We start from the raw sequence: 20,893 nt of genomic DNA, 5'->3' as shown, positions 1-20,893 counted from the left end.
GACTGTCAAAAAAGTATTTTTGACAGTCTGTCGATCGAAACAAAGCCCCATTTCGATCGAGAATTCCGGCTTCTGCGCGCGCCTTTTAGGCACACTTGAAGTCGGTTTGTATAGCCCGTAGGCCTCTATCCACTGACCGCCGCCGTGCGGCGATTAAATGAGAGCAAACCGAGATACATGCTCCCGGTTTTTATGAATTTTGCCGCAAGCGGCAAAATTCTATTTAATGCGCGCTGTGGCGCGAGGGATTCTTTGACACGCTGAGACGGTCAAAAAAGTATTTTTGACAGTCTGTCGATAGCAGTTCGTATTGATTGGAAAAAGCATCGCTCATATTTGGATATGCCATGAGTTCGATCAGAATGAAAGCCTAAAAATATTTACTTTGAAATAACTGAGGAGTAAAATAGATACAATAGAGGAATTTCAATTGATTGATGAAGGAAATGTATCAATATGAAAACGATCGAAGAATTCCTGTCCGCTGTGGATATACGCATTTATGACAGAGGTGTGCGGTATTACGAAAATGGCATGGTCGAGCGTCTCGTTCGGGACGGCTGTCACTATTCCGCAAAGGTGCACGGGAGCGACTGGGAGCCGTATGATGTGGATATTCAGCTTTCCGAGGAGCAAGAGGTAAAGGATTGGTATTGCACCTGCCCCTATGACGGCGGGGATGTGTGCAAGCATGTGGTTGCGATGTTGCTCGCTGTGCAGAACGGGAAAGCAAAAGAGAAAAAGACTACGCCTAGAAAAAATAAAAACAAACCTTCGTTTTCGCTGGAACCACTGCTGTCTAAGGCGTCAAAGAAGGAACTTGCGGCATTGATTCTGGAGCACACCAAGGAAGATGAGCGTTTTTGCGCCAATGTCCTATTTGCGCTGGGCGCACCTGATGAGCAGGAACTGAGCACCGCAAAAGAGATGATACACGCATCCATCCGGCGCAACACGCACAGAGGCGATATTGACATGCGGGGCTGTGACGCAATCTGCAATGATATGGACGAGGTTCTCGAAACAGCGCGCCGTCACGTGGAGCGCGGGCGGTTTGCCGCGGCCATAGCCCTTGCACTGGAGATGCTGCACATCGGGGCAAAACTGGCCTCTGAGGCGGACAGCAGCTCGGGTTGTCTGTGTGACACGATGGATTACGGATTGGAGCTTTTGGAGAATGCGGCGGCGAGCCTTCAAAGCGGTGAGCCCAAGAAAAAACAGGTTTCCTTTGACAAAATTCTGAAAATCGCGCCTAACAAGACGTTTGACGACTGGGAGGATTTGCGCTACGATCTTTTAAACTGCGCAGCGCTGCTCGCCGATCAGAAAAGTGCGCCCAAGCTGCGCACATTATTGGACGAGCTGCTTGCCGCCGCCGGTAAAATGGAATACGGCAGAGAATATTGCATGGAAGCAAATATGGAAACCCGTTTTCGCCTGATCGAAACCATGGAGGGAGCAAAAGCTGCCAGAGATTTTCTTTCACAGCATCTGGATTTTGATCGGCTTCGGGAGTTGGCGGTTATTATGGATATGGACGCCGGGAACTACAAGCGTGCGGAAAAGCTGTGTCTGGAAAAAGCCGAAACAACATCCCGTAATCCCTATGGCTCTCCAAGCCAGTGGCATGAGCTTCTCTGTAATATTTATCGTACTGCCGGACAGGAGAAGAAGCTGACAGCGCAGTTGCGCACTATGCTCCTGCTGGGTAAGCTGGAGTGCTATGATGAACTGAAAAAGCGTCTGCAGGCAGATGGCTGTTGGGAGCAGGAATATCCGTCGCTTTTGCAGTCGATTGCCGCATCGCGCCCCTGCGATCAATACATGTTGATTTTAGCGAAGGAATCGGAGCTTGCGCTTCTGATAGAGCAAGTAGAAAGAAAACCGGATACGGTATTTATTTACGGAAACCAGTTGGCCAAACAATACCCGCAGCGGGTGTATGCGCTGTGCGCGTCACAGATCCGTTCCGTCGGGGAGCTAGTCCAGAATCGGCGGGACTATCAAAAGCTGTGCTCACTCCTTGAAAAGCTAATCGGTTACGGAGGAACCGCCGAAGCCAGACAGCTGGTCATGGAACTGCGGGAAACATATCCCCGCCGCAGCGCCCTGCAGGAGGAGCTAACGCTTTTGGAGCGAAAGGCGGCCAAACAATTATAAAACAAGCCGCTGTGCGCGAAGTTATGCACAGCGGCTTGCTGTTTGTGCAACCGGCGATGCACGTTTCAAACCGGATAAAGTCCGGAATCCATATGATGGTGTGAGAGAAGGGGAATTGATCACTAGCCTACTCGATTGTGGGTTCAACGATAGTCTATTTATGCTGCAGGAAGCGGTAGCGCTCGGGCCAGAGGCGCGGAGGCGTGAACGCGCGGAACGGATACTGCTCCATGAGCATGGGCAAATACTGAAGCTGGTTGACAGCTTCATAGGCAAGATGCAGGCCCTTTCTGCGGCAGGATTCGGCGGAGATCACTTCGTCCGCAGCCAGTACAACGGCGGATTTGCCGTCTTGAATATGCAAGCCGGAATAGACGAACCACCACTGCTCCATGCCGCCTGCTATCCGCTTGTTGACCAAAATCAGCACGCCCTTGTCGCGGTTCGGGTCGATGGGACCTTCCACCGCCACGATATCCTGATCGTGGGCGGAAATGCTGAGAATATCGGAATTGATTTTCGTGGGATCGCCGGGAAAACCCAATTCGGCAAAGGAATAATTGCGGTCAAGGATCAGCGCTTTGGGTCCCGCGCCGTTGTCCTCTATACACAGACCGTCGTAATGCTCAAAATGGAAGCCGGGATATTCCACAATAAACCCCATATCTTCTGCGAAAACCAAGTTTAGCCGGTAATCATACATTTCTGGAACTGCCCCGGGCAATCGAACCACTGTACAGGAATAGCCGACGCCGTTAGGCATGACGCAATAACCCATTGTGGGGTGGAAATTCGGATCTAAAATTTTGCATAAGTCCTCCGGCATGACCGCCAAACTGGAAGCGATCTCGTGATCGGGCGCAAAGGCAGCGAGGATATCCGCTTCGGGTTCGGCGATATCCCGTTCATATAGCGCTGCATAAGGGCAAGCTTTTTGTTCCTCAGTCAGCGCAGGTAACTTTTGTGGGTCGATTTTAAATTGGTAGTTCATTTTTTACACTCCTTAATGAAAAATTGAATAAAAAAAACGGATGCTTTCGCCTATACAGCGAAAGCATCCGTCACTTTCTTACCACAAAGAAATTGAATCTGCCATAAACTCAATTTCGTTGTACCGATTAAAACATATTACATAGAAGTTGTCAAGCGGTTTGTCAAACGCTTAAGAAAATTAACGATTTGACCAAAAAAGAAGGGCGATTTTTGTGGATATATAAGAATGACAGGACATCTCGAGATTGTAAATTGTGAGAGGAACGATTGGGTGCTATAATTAATATACAAATATATCAGTGATTCTGGATTGAGAAAGGGGATACACATGGGTGATAAAAAATTACGGGTGTTCATTGCAGAGGATGAGCCGATCGTACTCATGGGCTTTGAAGCGCTTGTAAAGATATGCGGCCATGAGGTTGTCGGCACCGCGTTGGACGGACAAGCCGCAATCGACGGAATCCGTAAACAACAGCCGGATATTGTGATCATGGATATCGATATGCCGGTAGTGGATGGGATCACGGCGGCGGATACCGTCAATCAAGAACAAGAGATCCCTACGATCATCGTGACCGGCTACCGGAATGAAAACTATGTGGAGCGCGCTTGCGCGGCCGGTGTTTTCGCTTACCTGCAAAAGCCGATAGATGAATATGAGTTGCGCTCGGCCCTCAAAATCGCGGTAAGCCAATTTCAAAAGCGCAGGAAGGCGGAGCAGGGACAGAAAACAGCGGAATCGAAGTTGAAGGAGCGGATTATCATCGAGCGGGCCAAGGGTGTGATGATGGATCAATTTGGCTTAACCGAGCAGCAAGCAATGAAAGCTCTGCAAAAAAAGAGTGCGGATACCAACACCAAAATGGCCGTGGTGGCGCAAAAGATCGTAGATGTAAGCGAGAAAATCAAATGAATAAAACGGCGGAAACGGTGCTGCAAATGCGGGATATTTCTGTTCGCAGCGACGGAGAGCAGCTATTTTCCAATCTCAGTTTCGCGCTGCAAAAGGGGGAAATCCACGCGGTAGTCGGCATGGCCACGCACGAACTGCGAAAGTTTGTCGATTTATTGAGCGGCGATTTGTCGGACTATTCCGGTCAATGCTTCTTATTGGGCGAGCCGGCGCGGTTTTGCAGGAAGGAGCGCAGGATCGATGTGGTTCGTCAGGGGGCGAACCAATTCCCGTACTTATCGGCTGCGGAAAATATTTTTTTGACGAAGACAGGTGTTTTTCGTTTAAAAAAGAGGCAGGAGCTGCGGCGATGTGAGGAGCTGCTTGAGCAGTTCCAGATCAAGTTGGATTTGCGGAAAAAAGTCCGTGAAATGGCGCGCGAAGATCGGAAAATGCTTGAATTTCTGCGCGCTTATATCAAAAATTGCCCTATCGTGGTGCTTAGCGAGCCTTTTCTGGATATTGATAAGGACAACCGAGGCGGGCTGCTCAATATCTTGCGGGAAATGAAACAACGCGGACAAAGCATCGTGTTTGTGACCTCCCATCTGGACGATGCACTGCATATCTCGGACAGAATATCGGTTTTGGATGACGGGCTGATTAAAATAACCGCCAAGACCGAGGATGTGATCAAAAATCCCAAAGAGATCATGTACATGCTGTCAGGCTGGGCGCCGCTTCAACGAGATTCACGCGACAAGGAATGGAATATTTTGCAAACCATTGTCAATGCGCGCGATATTTTATCTTCGAGTTCGGAGCTGAAAAAAGAACTGCTGTATCTTGCAAAGGATATCACCAAAGTATTGGGTGCGCAAAACAGCGTGATCTACCTGCTCAACGAAGAGGTAAACGGCGTAATAGACACGATACGGGACAACGAGACAAAATTGTCAGTGCCCAGTCTGAAAAGCGACGCGATCTGCCGGCTGGTGTGTGAAGGGAAGCTTGTAATCCTATCCGGACAAAACGCGGGATATGAAGCCCTTTTTCAGGAGAACCGCGAGATACGCACCATTGTTTGTATGCCGGTCAACCGTGATGAACAGATTAGCGGGCTGATTCAAGTATCCTTCCGGGAGAACCGTCTGCTCAGCGAGACCGATGAGCGGTATTTAAAAACTTTTGGCAAAGAGATCGCGATTGCGATTGAAACCTCCAACTTGATCGGCCGTTCGATGCTACTGCAAGAAAGTCACCATAGAATAAAGAATAATTTACAAATGATCACCTCCATGATCTATATGCAGAAGCTGCACTACAAGGAAAAGGGCGGCGACATCGATGAGATTTTTCAATCCATCATATCGCGTATTTCCAGTATAGCGATCGTGCATAACCTGCTGGCCAAAGATAAAAACGAGGGTAGCATTGTAAATCTTTACAATATCGTGAAAGAAGTGATCAAAATATATGAGCGAGACGATGTGCGCATCGATCTGGACGTGGAAAACATCAGTATTCCATACAATAAGGCGACGCAGATATCGCTGGTGGTCAATGAACTGATTTGTAACTGCATGAAGCACGCTTTTCAGGGGCGTAAGGATAATGTGATCCGCGTCTTTTGTCACAACGATGGTAAGAACATACAGTTGATCATCGCAGATAATGGATGCGGATTGAAGAATCGGGAACAAATGGAGCTGTCGGGGAGCATTGGCGTGTCCGTGGTCAAAAGCATTATTGCGGGGCTGCATGGCACGGTGGATTTTGCGAATAACGCGGGAACGACGGTGCGGATCCTGTTTCCGACCTCGCATGTGTATGACGCGCGGAATAGTAAAGATTGAACAAAAATAAGTATCAAAAAATAGCGTAAATTACTGAAAAAATAAAAAAGTGTTGACAAAGGACTTGGGGTGAGGTTATACTTAGCCCATCAAAAGTGAATAGATTTGGCGGGACTCATGAAGGGTTTTTTGCCGAATGTGATGAGAGAAAGTGCAGAATGCTTTCGCTGTAATAAGCGGGGGCATTCTGTTTTTTTATGTTTAAGGAGGTTGTATGACAATGCGTTACAAATCATTTGGCAATTACGGATGGGATATATCCTGTCTGAGTATCGGTTCCTGGACGCTTGGGGGCAAGGAATGGGGAGCGATCGAGAAGAAAGACGCGATCGACACCGTTCACGCGTTGGTGGAGAACGGCGTAAACCATTTGGATACGGCGCTGTCCTATTCAGCAGGAGACTGCGAGCGAATAGTGGGTGAGTGCATCAAGGGGATCCGCGACAAGCTGTATATTACGACAAAATGCGGCACCATGAATATTTACGGCAACATTTTTATTCGCTGCGGCAGCCGGGATTTTATTTTAAAGTGCTGTGAGGAATCGCTTCGCAATCTGGGTATCGACTATATCGATAATTACATGATTCACTGGCCCGATCAAAACACGCCGATCGAGGAAACAATGGACGCGCTGAACGAGCTGAAACAGCAGGGCAAGATCGGCCACATCAGTGTTTCCAACTTTACCAAGGAAGAGATTTTGGAAGCCGAAAAGTATGGGAAGATCGAGGCGGTGCAGATGTGTTACAACATGTGCGACCGCTCGAACGAGGAATTCCTCAAGTGGGCGCACAGACGGGGCATGGGTACGATGACCTATTCGAGCCTTGCCAGCGGTGTGCTGACCGGACAGTACCGGTCCCTTCCGAATTTTGCGCCGGACGACGCGCGCGTCGCCTTTTTCCCGTATTTCCGCGAGCCGATGTTTTCTAAGGTGATGGCACTGCTCAAAGAACTGGATGTGATTGCTGAAAAACGCGGCGCGGCGCTGGCGCAGATCGCGGTGAATTGGAACACACAGCGCGATTTTGTCGATACCTCGCTTTGCGGCTCGCGCAATACCCGAGAAGCGAATGAAAACTGCGGCGGCTTTGACTGGACGCTGACGGATGAAGAAATGAAAACCATCAACAAAGCGATCGAAACGTATCTGGACTGTTAAGGAGACGGCATCATGTTAGTAACGTTAAAAGAGATACTAAGCGAATCTGTTGCGAAAAAATACGCCGTGCCCGCGCTGAACGGACATGACTTTTTCACAGCGCAGGGGTGTCTGCTCGCTTGTGAGCAAATGAACCGCCCGCTGATCCTGATGTTTGCCGGTGATTTTACATTCCCGGCTGATTTCCGGCAAGACGTACATCTGCGGATGCTGCTGGAAATGGCGCGTAGCGCCAAGGTCCCGGTCTGTGTGATGATCGACCACGCCGGCAGTTATGAGCTTTGCATGCGGGCGATCCATTACGGCTGCGGCGGCGTGATGATCGACGGCTCCACCTTGCCGTTTGAAGAAAATGTGGCGCTGGTCGGCAAGGTTGTGGAAGCCGCGCATGCCTGCGGCGTGAGCGTGGAAGCCGAGATCGGCCATGTGGGCGGTTACGAGGGCACACCCGACGAGGGGATCGCAAAGCCCCAGTTCTATACGAAGCCCGAGGAAGCGGAGCGGTTCGCAAACCTTACCGGCGTTGACGCGCTGGCCGTCGCCTTTGGCTCTAACCATGGCCCCTATCAGGGTACGCCGCATCTGGATATTCCACGCCTGACGGAGATCCGCGACCGCGTCGGCGATCTGCCTTTGGTCCTGCACGGGGGCTCCGGCCTGCCGGATGAGGAATTTTCAAAGGCTGTCGCAGGCGGGATCAATAAGGTCAACTATATCTCCGGTATGATGATCAACTGTGCGGACGCTATGCGGGAATTCTCGAATGCACAGGCGGGCAAGCGGCTGACCTCCCGTCAGATGCTCGAAGTGGGCATGGAATCCGTTGTTTCGGAAACACGGCATATTTTGGAGGTATTCAACACGCAGACCCTTACCATTCCGGTCTCTGAAACGGAAACAGTGACGGCGAGGAGGTTTCAGTAATGGGTGAGACCATGACCGCGCTGCGGTATCTGGAACGCGGCAAGCTGGCGCTTCAGGAAATACCGGTTCCAGTTTGCGGCGAAGACGACATTTTGGTTGAAGTGAGGGCCGCCGGCATCTGCGGCGCCGACCTGCACTGGGAAAACGGTGCGTTTAACGCGGATCATCCGTTCGTACTGGGGCACGAATTTTGCGGCGTTATTTGCCAACTGGGCAGCCGTGTGAGCGGCCGCTGGAAAATCGGCGACCGTGTCGTTTCCGATAACACCGGTTATGCGTGCGGCCAATGCTCGGCTTGCCTGCGCGGCGATTTTGTGCATTGTCTGCACCGCAAAACGCTTGGTTCCGGCATGGACGGCGGCTTTACAAAATATTGCAGAATCCCCGGCGATATTTTAAAGCTTTACCCAAGCTGCCTCATGAAGCTTCCGGACTGTGTTTCCTTTGAGCAAGGCGCGATTATGGAGCCCGCCGCCAATGCGTACCGTGCCATGATACAGGAAGCACAAGTCCGGCCGGGGGACACGGTCGTGATCGTCGGGCTTGGCCCGCTCGGCTTATACAGCTTGCAAATGGCAAAGCTTGCGGGTGCGAGCAGCATCATTTGCATCGGCATGAAAAGCGATGTGGAAAAGCGCTTCCCCTTGGCTCACCAATTTGGCGCGACACATCTGCTGGTTGCGGATGAGGAGGACATCCCCGCCCGCGTGCGGCAGCTCGCGGGAGAGGACGGCGTTGGCATCGTGGTGGACGCGGCGGGTGCGCCCGCTGTCATGCATCAGGCCATGGAGTATTTGCAGCACGATGGAAAATTCGTCCGTATCGGCAATCCGCCCGGAGCGTATGGATATTCGCTGCTGCCGCTGATTGATAAACAGATCACGGTGATCGGCCACATGGGTTATAACGGCACCTCGTGGGCCAAGGTGATGCGGCTGCTCGAAACCAAACAGCTTGATCTGCAAAGCCTGATCGGCGCGGTTTTACCGCTTAGTGAATATAAAACTGGGTATCAAATGATGCGATCCCAGCAGGTCGCCAAAGCAGTGCTGCTGCCGGAATAGGAGGGGAACAGATGAAAAACGAGGCGTTTTATCAGGTAGGCGTAGGAAAAATGGAAAAGCGGGAAATTCCAATGCCGGATTGCGGCGACGATCAGGTGATCGTACGTACGGAATACATGGGCATTTGCGGTTCCGACCTATTCTTTTTCGGCGACCACAACCATGAGGTTGCAAACGGCGCACATAAGCTCCCCTTTATCATTGGCCACGAATGCGCGGGCGAGGTGGTGCGGGCCGGCAAAAACGTCACGCACTTAACGGTGGGGAATAAGGTTGCGCTGGAACCGGGCGTTCCTTGCGGTAGGTGCGCGTTCTGCAAAAGCGGCCGGTACAACCTGTGCCCGGAGGTAAAATTTATGGCGTGTCCGCCGTATTTCAACGGGGCCCTGCGCCGCTATATCGACTATCCGGCGCATATGGCGTTCAAACTCCCCGCAAATGTCGATACCAAAGCGGGCGCGCTGATCGAGCCGCTTTCCATCGGCCTGCACGCGACGAAGCGCGCCGGTATCGGTCTGGGCGATGTAGCCGTTATTTTGGGTTCGGGCTGTATCGGTCTGACGCTGCTGCTGGCGGCACGAGCCCGCGGCGTTTCCAAGATCATCATGGTTGATGTATTCGATAACCGTTTGCAAAAAGCATTGGAATTGGGCGCGGACGCGGTGATCAACTCGGCGCGTGAAGATCCGCTCACAAAGGTTCGGACGCTGCTGGGCGGCGGCCTGCCGAACTTTGTATTGGAAGCAGCCGGGCGGCCGGAAACCGTGCAGCTTGCTGCAAAGCTCATTGGACGCGGCGGTACGATCCTACAGGTCGGCAGCGTCAATGCGCCGACGACGCTTACGCTTTACGAATTGACGGAAAAAGAGGTCAAGCTGATTTTTACATTCCGCTACGCCAACATTTATCCCACGGCGATCGAGGCGATCGCGAGCGGGCGAATCGATATCAACCAGCTCGCGACCGATGAATTTGCCTTTGAGGATACACAGCTTGCGTTTGAACAGGCGGAGCACAACAAGCAGAGCGTGGTCAAAGCCGTTATCAAATTCTGAAACGGAGGGATACCATGGATAAAAAATTTGACGCCATCTGTCTGGGCACCTGTCTGCTGGATATTTCAACAAGCGGCTTGGATTTCAATACGTTTTTGGAAACCGAGCCAAATCTTGCGGAATCGATCACCTACAGCGCGGGCGGCGACGCGGTAAACGAAGCGATGGCCATGAGCAAGCTGGGAAACCGCGTGGGTTTGATCAGTCGAGTAGGCGACGATTTTATCGGCCGTTTTTTGCTGGAGCAAGCCGAAGCGGCGGGGGTGGACGTTGCATCGGTCTACCGCGATCCGGATGCGCCGACGGCGGCCAATAATATTTTGATTGGCGCGAAGGACAAACGGATCTATACGATCAGCAAAAACAAAACATCACGCACCGAGTTCTGCGAGGACGATGTGGATTACGAGGTGATACGGAGGGCGCGGCTCATCGCGTTCGGCAGCATTTTTGTGCATGAAAAGTTTGACGATCGGGCGCTCACACATCTATTCCAAACGGCGAAGCAAAACGGCGCGATCACCTGCGCCGATGTTGGCCCGACTGCGGCGCACTGCTCTTTAGACGGCTTGCGGCACGCGTTGCCCTATCTGGATTACTTGTTTCCCAACGAACGGGAAGCAGCCATGCTGTCCGGCAAGCGTGATCCCGATGAAATGGCGGATTACTTTTTGAATTTAGGCATCGGCACGGTGGCGATCAAGTTCGGTGCAAAAGGAAGCCTGATCAAAAATAAGAAAACGCGTTTTTTTCAGCAGCCCTTCTATGTTGATCCGATCGATACGACCGGCGCGGGCGATTGCTATGCGGCCGGATTCATGTCGGGGCTGATCCACGGACTGCCGCTGGAGGCTTGTGCGGCATACGCTTCGGCCACGGGCGCACTGGCTGTGGGGAGGGTCGGCGCAACCGCCGGGATTGAAAGCGCGAAACAGGTGGAGGCTTTTCTGGAAAGCCGGAACAAACGCATGCAAATCACGCCGTGCATATGAGGAAAGGCGGGAGCTATGGAAAACAACGTGATCGTTGAAATGAAGGACATTACAAAAAGCTTTCCCGGCGTTAAAGCGCTGGATTCCGTAAGCTTAACGCTGCGGCGAGGCAGTATTCACGCACTGGTCGGTGAAAACGGCGCGGGCAAATCTACCTTAATGAAAATACTATCCGGCACCTATAAAAAGGATGCGGGCGAGGTCCGCTATAAGGGGCGAGTTGTTGACTTTCGTAGCGAGCGGGAAGCGCTGGACGCGGGAATATCGATCGTCCCGCAGGAGCTGGCCTATGTGCCCGGACTGACCATTGAGGAAAATATATTTCTGGGGCGGGAGCCCGCCACAGGCGGTGTGATCAGCAAGAAAACGCGCTGTCAAAAGACAAAAGAACTGATCAGCGAGCTCAAGTTACAAATGGAACCGACAACCAAAATGAGCGATATCAGTATCGCTCAGTGTCAAATGGTAGAGATCATCAAAGCGATCTCACGCGGCGCGGAGGTTGTGATCATGGACGAACCCACCTCGTCGCTTACCACGGTGGAAACTCAGAAAATGTTTGAGCAGGTCAGGGCGCTCAAGGCTAAAGGGATAGCGGTCGTTTACATCAGTCATAAGCTAGATGAGATTATGGAGCTGTGCGACGCGATTACCGTTCTGCGCGATGCAAAGCTGATCGGCTCCATTCCAAGAAAAGAAGCTTCGGAGGCTAAGATCATACAAATGATGGTCGGCCGCGATATGGGTAAGGTGTATCCGCCCGTGGGAACATGCGGCACGGAAGAGGTGCTCCGCGTGGAGGGCCTGACCAGACAGGGCGTATTCGAAAATATCTCTTTTACACTGCATCGGGGCGAGGTGCTGGGTTTTTCGGGCATGGTCGGAGCGGGACGCAGCGAAGTGATGCGCGCGCTTTTTGGCATGGATTCATACCAAAGCGGCAGTATTTTTATCAACAAAGAAAAAGTCAAGATACGCTCAACCCAAGACGCAATTCGGGCCGGAATCTGTCTGGTGTTTGAGGACCGCGCCATCCATGGGTTTGTGGGCGATCTTACGGTGAGTGAAAATGTGATGCTCCCCAGCGCAAAGGAATACTCAAAATACGGCGGTTTGGATTTCAAACGCATTGCGCGGGAGGTGAGCGGGCAAACAGAGCTTTTACGGATCAAAACGCCGTCTATTCACCAAAAGACCGCGTTTCTTTCCGGCGGTAATCAGCAAAAGGTTGTGCTGGCCAAGTGGCTGATCCGAAAGGATGTCAAGGTTCTGATTATGGATGAGCCGACGCGAGGCATCGACATCGGTGCGAAACAGGAGATCTATCAGATTATTAAAGATCTTGCGGCGCAGGGCATGGCGATCATCATCGTCAGCTCGGAAATGCCGGAGGTCATCAATGTCAGCCAGCGCATCATCGTGATGGACAGCGGCCGTATTCTGGACGAATTTCCGCACGAAAACGCGACGCAGGACGGTATCATGAAAACCATCATCGATGGGGGGAGAAAACTATGAAGAATGGCGTAGGTTCCAAGCTCAACAAAAGCAGCGTAGGCGAAATTTATCAGAAATACGGCATTTTCTTGATCATGATCATCGTGTTTCTCGGGGCTTGTATCGCAAACCCCAATTTTTTGAAAGCTTCCAACCTAACGAACGTCATGAAGCAGATCACGGCGGTCGCGGTCATTGCGGCGGGCGAAACGATATTGCTCGTCAGCGGATGTATCGATCTGTCCGCCTCGGCTGTCGCGGCTGTCTCCTCTTGCTTTGCAGCCAATGCGCTGTTGCAAACCAATTCCGTGATCGTATGCTTTGCCGTCGCCATGCTGATCGGCATCGTGCTCAATTACATCAGCGGTAGCATGATTACTTGGTTCAAGCTGCCGCCGTTTATCGCAACGCTTGCCATTATGAGCCTTGCCGAAGGCATGAGCTATCTTTACAGCGGCGGCAAAACGATAAAAGGGTTGGATAAGCTGAAATGGTTAAGTCAGGGTAAGTTGTTTGATTTCATACCCAATATGCTGGTTTTGCTCGCGCTTGTACTAATTCTTATGCAGTTTATGCTCAAACGAACCAGACTTGGCCTATACATGTACGCCATTGGCGGCAACCTGAAGGCTAGTATCGCGGCGGGTATCAATGTGAACCGAATCCTTCGACTGACCTATGTGATCAACGGCGCGCTGGTCGGTATCGCGGGGCTGATCCTTACGTCGCGCATGATGGCGGCAACGCCCAACATCACGACCGGCGGGTATGAATTCGACGCGATCACGGCGACTGTGGTCGGCGGTACCAGCTTCAGCGGCGGCCACGGCTCGATGTTCAACGTCATCGTCGGCGCCATCATCGTCGGTATCATCAATAACGTCATGATTTTGATGGGGCTTGACAGTAACTGGCAGACGATCGCAAAGGGTTTGCTGATCGCTGTGGCGGTCATTATTGATATCAATACGAAAAAAAGCAACAAATGAGTATGCAAGCTAAATTTCATTCACATTAAACCAATATCTAAGGAGGAAAAATCATGAAAAGAGCAATCAGCATTTTGGTGGCGGCACTGATGCTTGTGGGCGGACTGTCGGCATGCTGCGAACCGGCGGCGCCAAGCGCAGAGGAGAGCGGCGCGGACAGCGTCTCCGCGGGAAGCGCAAAGGAGTTTATCATTGGCTGCGAATATTCCACAAGCTCCTGCGTCTATTGCATGAATTTTGCCAACGCGATCAAGGAGTACGGGGAGGCCGAGGGCATGACCGTGCTGCTGACACAGGCAAACCGTGATGTTTATACCGAGATCAGCAACGCGGAATCCATGCTGGCGCAAGGGGCGCAGGTCGTCGGCGGCATTTGGGATGACTCCGATGCTTGCATGCCGGTCGCAACCGCCTGTGCAGAAGCGGACGCATGGTGCGTGGGTCTGCTGAACGGTTTGACCGACCGGGCGGACGGCTATGAGAAGTATGCCTATGTCGGATCGGAGAATTATGACGGCGGCTATTTGCAGGGGCAGTGGCTGGCAGAGCATCTCCCGCAAAACGCAGAGATTTTTTATATGGCCAGCCATGACGGCGATCAACAATCGCTGGCCCGCGAGGAAGGCATGCTAACGGCGCTAAAGGACGCCGGACGTGACGACGTTACCGTCGCCGCCCGCGAGGATGCGCATAACAACCGCGACGAAGGCCTGAAGATCATGGAAAACTGGCTGCAGGCATACGACAACATCAAGTGTGTTGTGACAACCGCTGATGAGACCGCGCTGCCGGCCATCGAAGCGATGAAAGCGGCCGACCGTTTCGACGGCGATGTGATCGTGGCCGGATTCGACGCTTCCGCCGAAGCGCAGGATTCCATCGCGGCGGGTGAAATGTCCATGAGTGTCTTACAGGACTACAAGGCGCAGGCGAAAGCGTTTATTGAACTTTGCATAGAGATTCGCGATGGCAAGGAGCCAACGGATAAAATCGTTCCGTTCAGCGCGGTCGACGCATCGAATGTAGCGGATTATAAGGATTATTAAAAGCTTGGGAAAGGGAAATCGGCCATGAAAGAAAATTTAGGCAAGGTTATGACCGTGCAGGGGCCTGTCGAGCCAAAGATGCTGGGACATACGCTTCCACACGAGCACACGCTGAACTGGCTCAATCACTATGAAATGCCCGACTCGGACCCTGAAAAACGGCAGTATTTCGAGCAGCCGGTCACACTGGACAATCTGCACTACATCCTGAATGAAAACTTCTATGGTGTACGCGATAATTTGCTCAATTATGACGATGCGCTCTTTGTTGAGGAGCTCAGGCGCTTTCAGAAGGCCGGCGGCGGCACGGTCGTCGACCTGACCTGTGACGACAACACCAAGTTTTATGCGGAGGGCAAGCCCACCGACGAGCACTGGGAACGCATCAAGGCTTTGGCCGAACAGTCCGGCATTTATATCGTCGGCGCTGTCGGGCACTTCCCACCAAACGGAAAGACCGATTTTAGCAAGCAGACTGTGGACGATCTAGCGCGGCAGTATATTGATATCATTCGTAACGGTTATGGCAAAACCGGTATTAAGCCTGGGATCATCGGCGAGATCGGTACAAGCGACGTCATTACCGACGACGAATGGAAGTGCCTGCGCGCCGCCGCGATCGCGGCAAAGGAAACAGGTCTGCCGGTCAACGTGCATGTCAACGTATACCAGTGGCGGCATGATTTTAAAATCCTGAAAGTGTTTGAGGAAGAAGGTATGGACCTTAACAAGTTTGCCTTCAGTCACAGAGAAGCCTGCTTAATTCAGGATAATTGGAGCGAAAGCGACGCTTTCGGACATTTGCAGGCGCTGATGGACAAGGGGGCGTATATCTCCTTTGACGGCGTCGGCAACATGAGCTACGAGAAAATGACTTATGGCGCATGGTGCAACGCCTCCGATAAGCAGCGCGCGCAGGCGGTATATAAGCTGATCGTGCGTGGCTATCAGGATAGGATTTTGCTATCGCACGATTCCGCTGAGAGACACCGATTTTCCACCTGCGGGGGATATTGCTACAATCACATCATCGGCAGGTTCCGTGAGATATGCAATCTGGTAGGCGTTGAAAACGATGAGTTCGACGCGATCATCAAGGATAATCCGCAGAGACTATTGACCATTGAGTAAGCTGAACGTGAGGAGCCGCCGTACCGGCGGCTCCTTGTTTTTTGAAAAAGGGCGCGGTATACTGAGAATAACCCGCAACTATATCGACATGCAATGGGAGAAATGCTATGAAAATTGTCATTTTGGATGGTTACACCGAAAACCCGGGAGATCTAAGTTGGAGCGGTCTGGAAACGTTCGGAGAATTGACCGTTTACGATCGGACGCCGCTTTCGGATGAAACGGAAATCATTCGCCGCATTGGCGATGCAGAAATCGTCTACACCAATAAAACGCCTGTTACGCGTAACGTGCTTGACCGCTGTCCCTCGATCCGGTTTATCGGCCTATTGGCAACGGGCTACAACGTAGTCGACTACCGCTACGCGCGAGAGAAGGGCATACCGGTGACGAACGTGCCGTCGTATGGCGTAGCTTCAGTCAGTCAGTTCGCCATTGCGCTGCTGCTGGAGATTTGCCATCACATCGGCCACCATGATCAAGCGGTACATGATGGCAAGTGGGAACAGTGCAGCGACTGGTGCTTTTGGGACTATCCGCTGATTGAGCTGTTTGACAAAACGATCGGGATTATCGGCTTTGGCCGAATCGGACAAGCGACCGGACGCATCGCAAAGGCGCTTGGCATGCATGTGCTTGCGTTTGACGCGGTACAGACCGACACGGGAAAACAGATCGCACAGTACACCAATCTGGATGGTCTGTTGGCGCTTTCCGACGTGGTCACCCTTCATTGCCCTCTGTTCCCCGAGACCGAGGGGATGATTAACCGGGAAACCATCGCCAAGATGAAGGACGGCGTTATTCTGATTAACAACAGCCGCGGCCCGCTGATCGTGGAGCAGGATTTGGCGGATGCGCTGCATGCGGGAAAAGTAGCGGCGGCGGCAGTCGATGTAGTATCCAGCGAACCGATCAGCGGAGATAATCCGCTGCTTTCCGCACCGCGCTGTATCATCACACCGCATATTTCTTGGGCCCCAAAAGAGAGCCGCGCGCGCATCCTGACATGCGCGATGGAAAACCTGAAAGCCTTTTTAGCGGGCGCGCCTATAAACGTCGTCAATTCGTAATCGCGTATGCGCGGCAAAGGAGAAGCATATGAAAATTGTGATCGCGATCGATTCCTTTAAGGAGAGCCTGACATCGTTGCAAGCAGGGAGAAACGTGGCGGCGGCAGCGCGACAGGTGTTTCCAAACGCAAAAATCACGGTTTTACCATTGGCGGACGGCGGGGAGGGAACGGTGGATGCGGTCGTGGATAGTCTGCACGGGGAAAAACGGCGGGTGCGCGTCATAGGACCGTTGGGGAAACCGGTTAACGCGCTGTACGGTATCCTTGAAAACGGACGAACAGCGGTTGTGGAAATGGCGTCGGCGGCCGGGTTGGCGCTGGTGCCGGAGGAGCAAAGAAATCCACTTTATACCACAACCTATGGCGTGGGCGAGTTGATACGCGACGCGTTGGACACGGGCTGCCGCCATTTTATGATCGGTATCGGCGGCAGCGCGACGAATGACGGCGGTATGGGCATGCTGCAAGCGCTCGGCTGCAAGTTTCTGGACGAAAATGGCGATCCGGTCGGCATGCTTGGAGCGGATTTGATGAGGGTGTCGGATATCGATAGTACCGGGCTCGACCCGCGACTTGCGGTATCCACCCTGCAAGTGGCATGCGACGTCTCGAACCCGCTATGCGGTCCCAACGGCGCTTCCGCCGTATTTGGGCCGCAAAAGGGAGCGGATGCCGGTACGGTGCAGCTGCTGGATGAGGCGCTGTCGCGACTTGCCGGCATCGTTCGTGAAAAATATGGAATTGCCACAGAAAATATGCCGGGCAGCGGCGCGGCTGGCGGTCTAGGCTATGCGCTCGTATCCTTTTGCGGCGCAAAGTTACAGTCTGGAGCCGAGGTGATTCTCAACAACGTAGGCTTCACAACACATGCGCAGGATGCCGATCTGGTAATCACAGGCGAAGGCCGACTGGACGCGCAGACCGCGATGGGAAAGGCTCCGGCCACGGTCGCCCGCATGGCAAAACGCTTCGGTGCACTGGTAGTCGCCTTTTGCGGCAGTGCTGCGCCCGATGCGGAGGCGCTGAATGCGGAGGGGATCGACGCATACTTTCCAATCCTGCAAGCGCCTTGCACGCTGGAGCACGCGCTGCATCCTGAAAATGCAGCCCACAACCTGTTTCTAACCGCGCTACAGGTGTTCAGTCTATTACGTGCGGCTAAATAACAAAACGCAGAGATCATGCTGCTCTGAATGAGCGCATTGTCTCTGCGTCTTATTGTGTCGGCGTATGTTATATCAAAAGCAAACATTTTAGCACATACAAAGTGGGTATGCAAGTATCACACCGCATTCACACCGAAATATCGAAGGAAAATAATCTATAAGCAACTGCGAAAAGATATACAGCAAATTATAAAGGATTTGTGCAAGTGGAAGGGCGTGGAAATTGTCGAAGGACATATGATGCCTGACCATATTCATTTACTCGTAAGTGTGCCGCCGAAATACAGTATCTCGCAGTTTATGGGATATTTAAAAGGGAAAAGCGCGATGATGATATTTGATCGGCATGGGAATTTCATTAAAATTCGGCAGTCGTAATTTCAGGGTGACTGGATATTATATGAGCACGGTAGGAATCAATACTGCCACGATTCAATAATATATCAGGGAGCAAGATAAGCAGGATCAAATCGAAGATAGCTTAAGTCAGAAAGAATATGTTGACCCTTTTAAGGGTAGTAAGTAGTCTTACCATCAAGGTTTGAACGAAGTGAAAGCCAGCGTCTTTTAGGTGCCAGCTTTTTTATGCCCTTATAGGGCTTGTTCATGCCACCCTGCTTTGGGGTGGTCGTGACTTCAATTTTACCTCTAGAAAAGGGGGAAGGAACTAGCGAACAAGAAATGAACATACGGACTCTAGGTTCAAAAAAGTAAAACTGAACGCCACAGCTTTTTAATATGACCTAATGAGTGTTGTGTAATATATATAAAAAACATCCCTGAAAAATTTATATATCTACAAAAATAAATAAATATATTGACATTAAAAATCTGGTGTGGTATATTCACATCATAATTAAATAGCCCCTATGGCAGGGGTAACGTTAAGGCTATGAGAGCTTCTGTATTTAATACAGGGGCTCTTTTTGCGTTTTTCTATCTGTTTTATGTAGTTAGCCAACAATGAAAATAGGAGGACGAGAAACATGAGGTACAAAAAGTTTGGTAATTACGGATGGGACATTTCATGTCTCAGCATCGGGTCATGGACACTTGGAGGTGGTTGGGGCAATGTGGGATTAAAAGACAGCATTGATGTTGTTCATGCAATGGTGGACGGAGGCGTTAATCATCTGGATACTGCATTAGCGTATGATTCAGGAAACTGTGAGAAGGTGGTGGCTCAGTGCATCAAAGGAATTCGCGATAAACTGTATATCACGACCAAGGGCGGTACGATGAATCTATTCGGAAATATTTTTGTAAAATGCAGTAGTCGCGATTTTCTTAATGAATGTGTTAACCAATCTCTAAAAAATTTGGAGATTGATTATATCGATAATTATATGCTTCACTGGCCGGATGCCAATACGCCGTTGCAGGAAACTATGGAAGCATTAAAAGACCTAAAAAGGGAAGGGAAAATCAGGCATATTAGTGTCTCCAATTTCAGCAAGGAGCAGATTATAGAAGCTGAAAAGTATTGCCCTGTTGAGTCAGTTCAGCTGAGCTATAATATGGCCGACCGAAGCAATGAGGAGCTCTTAAGATGGGCTCATGACAGAGGGATGGGAACCATGAGTTACAGCAGTCTTGGAAGCGGCGTGCTCACAGGACAGTATAGAACACTGCCGAATTTTCCCAAAGGTGATGCTCGTAACTTCTTTCCGTATTTTTCAGAACCGCTATTTTCAAAGATCATGAAGCTACTAGAAACATTAGACGTGGTTGCTGAAAAACGAACGGCGGCTCTGGCTCAGATTGTTGTAAACTGGAGCACGCAAACAAGCTTTATTGATACTGCGTTATGTGGGGCAAGAAGTGTGCAGGAGGCCAAGGAGAATTGCGGAGGGTTTGAATGGGCGCTCAGTGATGAAGAGATGAAACAAATTAATGATGCAATTGCAACATATCTGGATTAATACACTCAATCAATGAAAACAGTGAGGTAAAATATGCTTGTAACGTTAAAGGAAATTTTAAGCGAGACGATCGAGAAAAAATATGCTGTGCCGGCTTTGAATGGTCATGATTTCTTTACTGCTCAGGGATGTCTGCTTGCTTGCGAACAAATGAACAAACCTTTGATTCTCATGTATTCCGGGGATTTTACCTTCCCATATGCTTTTAGGCAGGACGTACATATGCGGATGCTATTGGAAATGGGACGCTGCTCAAAGGTTCCGGTTTGCATAATGATTGACCATGCAGGCAGCTATGAATTATGTCTTCAGGCAATTCATTATGGCTGCGGTGGCGTTATGATTGATGCTTCCACACAGCCGTTTGATAAAAATGTAGAAATTGTAAGCGAGGTGGTGAAAGCGGCTCATGCATGTGGTGTTAGTGTGGAAGCTGAAATTGGTCATGTAGGAGGTTATGAGGGGACTCCGGATGAGGGGGTTGCTAAACCGGAGTTTTATACAAAGCCGGATGAGGCAGAGCGATTTGCATCACTTACCAAGGTTGATGCTTTAGCGGTTGCATTTGGATCTAACCATGGTCCATATCAGGGAACGCCACATCTGGATATTCCTAGGCTTCAGGAGATACGCAAACGGGTAGGCGGGCTGCCGCTTGTGCTGCATGGCGGTTCAGGCTTGCCGGATGAAGAGTTTTCCAAAGCCGTAGAAAATGGCATTAATAAAGTCAATTACATTTCGGGAATGCAAATTAATTGCGCCAATGCGATGCGAAAGCTTTCCGAGGAAAATGCAGGAAAACGACTGACATCTCGTCAGTTGATGGAAGTTGGGGTTGACGCCGTTGTAGCAGAAACCAAACATATTTTGGAGGTATTCAATACGCAAGCCCTTGACATGCAGGCGTCAGCGAGCGAAGCTGTCACAGCAAACAATTACAGATAATGCTATTCAATGATTGGA

The 20,893-nt window shown here is 51.1% G+C and carries 17 protein-coding genes and 1 pseudogene; 17 read left to right on the top strand and 1 reads right to left on the bottom strand.

All coding sequences use genetic code 11. The features are described 5' to 3' along the window. Positions 1–456: 456 nt before the first annotated feature. Positions 457–2,160 carry an SWIM zinc finger family protein gene (locus NE562_RS10780; protein ID WP_280962425.1) on the top strand — a complete coding sequence of 568 codons (1,704 nt, stop codon included), beginning with the start codon at positions 457–459 and terminating at the stop codon, positions 2,158–2,160. 154 nt (positions 2,161–2,314) lie between these two features. On the opposite strand, the gene NE562_RS10775 is transcribed toward NE562_RS10780, so the two are convergent. Next, a complete protein-coding gene (locus tag NE562_RS10775) occupies positions 2,315–3,151 on the bottom strand; it encodes a hypothetical protein (protein WP_280962424.1) in 837 nt (278 codons plus the stop codon). Positions 3,152–3,481: 330 nt separating this feature from the next. Here NE562_RS10775 and NE562_RS10770 point away from each other — a divergent pair, with 330 nt between their 5' ends. From NE562_RS10770 to NE562_RS10695, 16 genes and pseudogenes are all read left to right on the top strand, one after another. After that, the gene (locus NE562_RS10770) at positions 3,482–4,069 is read left to right on the top strand and encodes an ANTAR domain-containing response regulator (protein WP_280962423.1); all 588 of its coding nucleotides are present in this window, start codon (positions 3,482–3,484) and stop codon (positions 4,067–4,069) included. Then, on the top strand, positions 4,066–5,904 hold the full coding sequence (locus tag NE562_RS10765; RefSeq protein WP_280962422.1) for a histidine kinase dimerization/phosphoacceptor domain -containing protein: 1,839 nt from the start codon (positions 4,066–4,068) through the stop codon (positions 5,902–5,904). The genes NE562_RS10770 and NE562_RS10765 overlap by 4 nt, the downstream gene beginning before the upstream one ends. Before the next feature lie 220 nt (positions 5,905–6,124). Then, the gene (locus NE562_RS10760) at positions 6,125–7,069 is read left to right on the top strand and encodes an aldo/keto reductase (protein WP_280962421.1); all 945 of its coding nucleotides are present in this window, start codon (positions 6,125–6,127) and stop codon (positions 7,067–7,069) included. A 12-nt stretch (positions 7,070–7,081) separates the two neighbouring features. After that, positions 7,082–7,993: a class II fructose-bisphosphate aldolase gene (locus NE562_RS10755; protein WP_280962420.1), complete on the top strand. Its 912-nt coding sequence runs from the start codon at positions 7,082–7,084 to the stop codon at positions 7,991–7,993. Next, a complete protein-coding gene (locus NE562_RS10750; protein WP_280962419.1) occupies positions 7,993–9,057 on the top strand; it encodes a zinc-dependent alcohol dehydrogenase in 1,065 nt (354 codons plus the stop codon). Before NE562_RS10755 ends, NE562_RS10750 begins: the two co-directional genes overlap by 1 nt. An 11-nt stretch (positions 9,058–9,068) precedes the next feature. Beyond that, entirely contained in the window at positions 9,069–10,112 is a 1,044-nt protein-coding gene (locus NE562_RS10745; protein ID WP_280962418.1) for an NAD(P)-dependent alcohol dehydrogenase, read from the top strand. Positions 10,113–10,126: 14 nt separating this feature from the next. Further along, the gene (locus NE562_RS10740; protein WP_280962417.1) at positions 10,127–11,104 is read left to right on the top strand and encodes a carbohydrate kinase family protein; all 978 of its coding nucleotides are present in this window, start codon (positions 10,127–10,129) and stop codon (positions 11,102–11,104) included. A gap of 15 nt (positions 11,105–11,119) precedes the next feature. Further along, positions 11,120–12,622, top strand: coding sequence for a sugar ABC transporter ATP-binding protein (locus tag NE562_RS10735; protein ID WP_280962416.1), 1,503 nt, complete (start codon positions 11,120–11,122; stop codon positions 12,620–12,622). Beyond that, positions 12,619–13,590 carry an ABC transporter permease gene (locus NE562_RS10730; RefSeq protein WP_280962415.1) on the top strand — a complete coding sequence of 324 codons (972 nt, stop codon included), beginning with the start codon at positions 12,619–12,621 and terminating at the stop codon, positions 13,588–13,590. Before NE562_RS10735 ends, NE562_RS10730 begins: the two co-directional genes overlap by 4 nt. A gap of 53 nt (positions 13,591–13,643) precedes the next feature. Further along, on the top strand, positions 13,644–14,636 hold the full coding sequence (locus tag NE562_RS10725; protein WP_280962414.1) for a sugar ABC transporter substrate-binding protein: 993 nt from the start codon (positions 13,644–13,646) through the stop codon (positions 14,634–14,636). A gap of 24 nt (positions 14,637–14,660) precedes the next feature. After that, positions 14,661–15,767, top strand: coding sequence for a phosphotriesterase family protein (locus NE562_RS10720; protein WP_280962413.1), 1,107 nt, complete (start codon positions 14,661–14,663; stop codon positions 15,765–15,767). Between the two features lie 107 nt (positions 15,768–15,874). Beyond that, positions 15,875–16,840, top strand: coding sequence for a D-2-hydroxyacid dehydrogenase (locus NE562_RS10715; protein ID WP_280962412.1), 966 nt, complete (start codon positions 15,875–15,877; stop codon positions 16,838–16,840). A gap of 28 nt (positions 16,841–16,868) precedes the next feature. Beyond that, positions 16,869–18,008 (top strand): glycerate kinase, encoded by a 1,140-nt coding sequence (locus tag NE562_RS10710; RefSeq protein WP_280962411.1) that lies wholly within the window; start codon positions 16,869–16,871, stop codon positions 18,006–18,008. A gap of 27 nt (positions 18,009–18,035) precedes the next feature. Then, positions 18,036–18,534 (top strand): annotated as a pseudogene (gene tnpA, locus NE562_RS10705) (IS200/IS605 family transposase). A 460-nt stretch (positions 18,535–18,994) separates the two neighbouring features. Continuing rightward, positions 18,995–19,930 carry an aldo/keto reductase gene (locus NE562_RS10700; RefSeq protein ID WP_280962410.1) on the top strand — a complete coding sequence of 312 codons (936 nt, stop codon included), beginning with the start codon at positions 18,995–18,997 and terminating at the stop codon, positions 19,928–19,930. A 33-nt stretch (positions 19,931–19,963) separates the two neighbouring features. Continuing rightward, positions 19,964–20,875: a class II fructose-bisphosphate aldolase gene (locus tag NE562_RS10695; protein WP_280962409.1), complete on the top strand. Its 912-nt coding sequence runs from the start codon at positions 19,964–19,966 to the stop codon at positions 20,873–20,875. Positions 20,876–20,893: the final 18 nt, after the last annotated feature.

The sequence above is a fragment of the Butyricicoccus faecihominis genome, from assembly GCF_024462775.1.
Taxonomy (GTDB): Bacteria; Bacillota; Clostridia; order Oscillospirales; family Butyricicoccaceae; genus Agathobaculum; species Agathobaculum faecihominis_A.
Note: the sequence above shows the minus strand (reverse complement) of the source record. Positions and strands in the feature narration are given on the sequence as shown.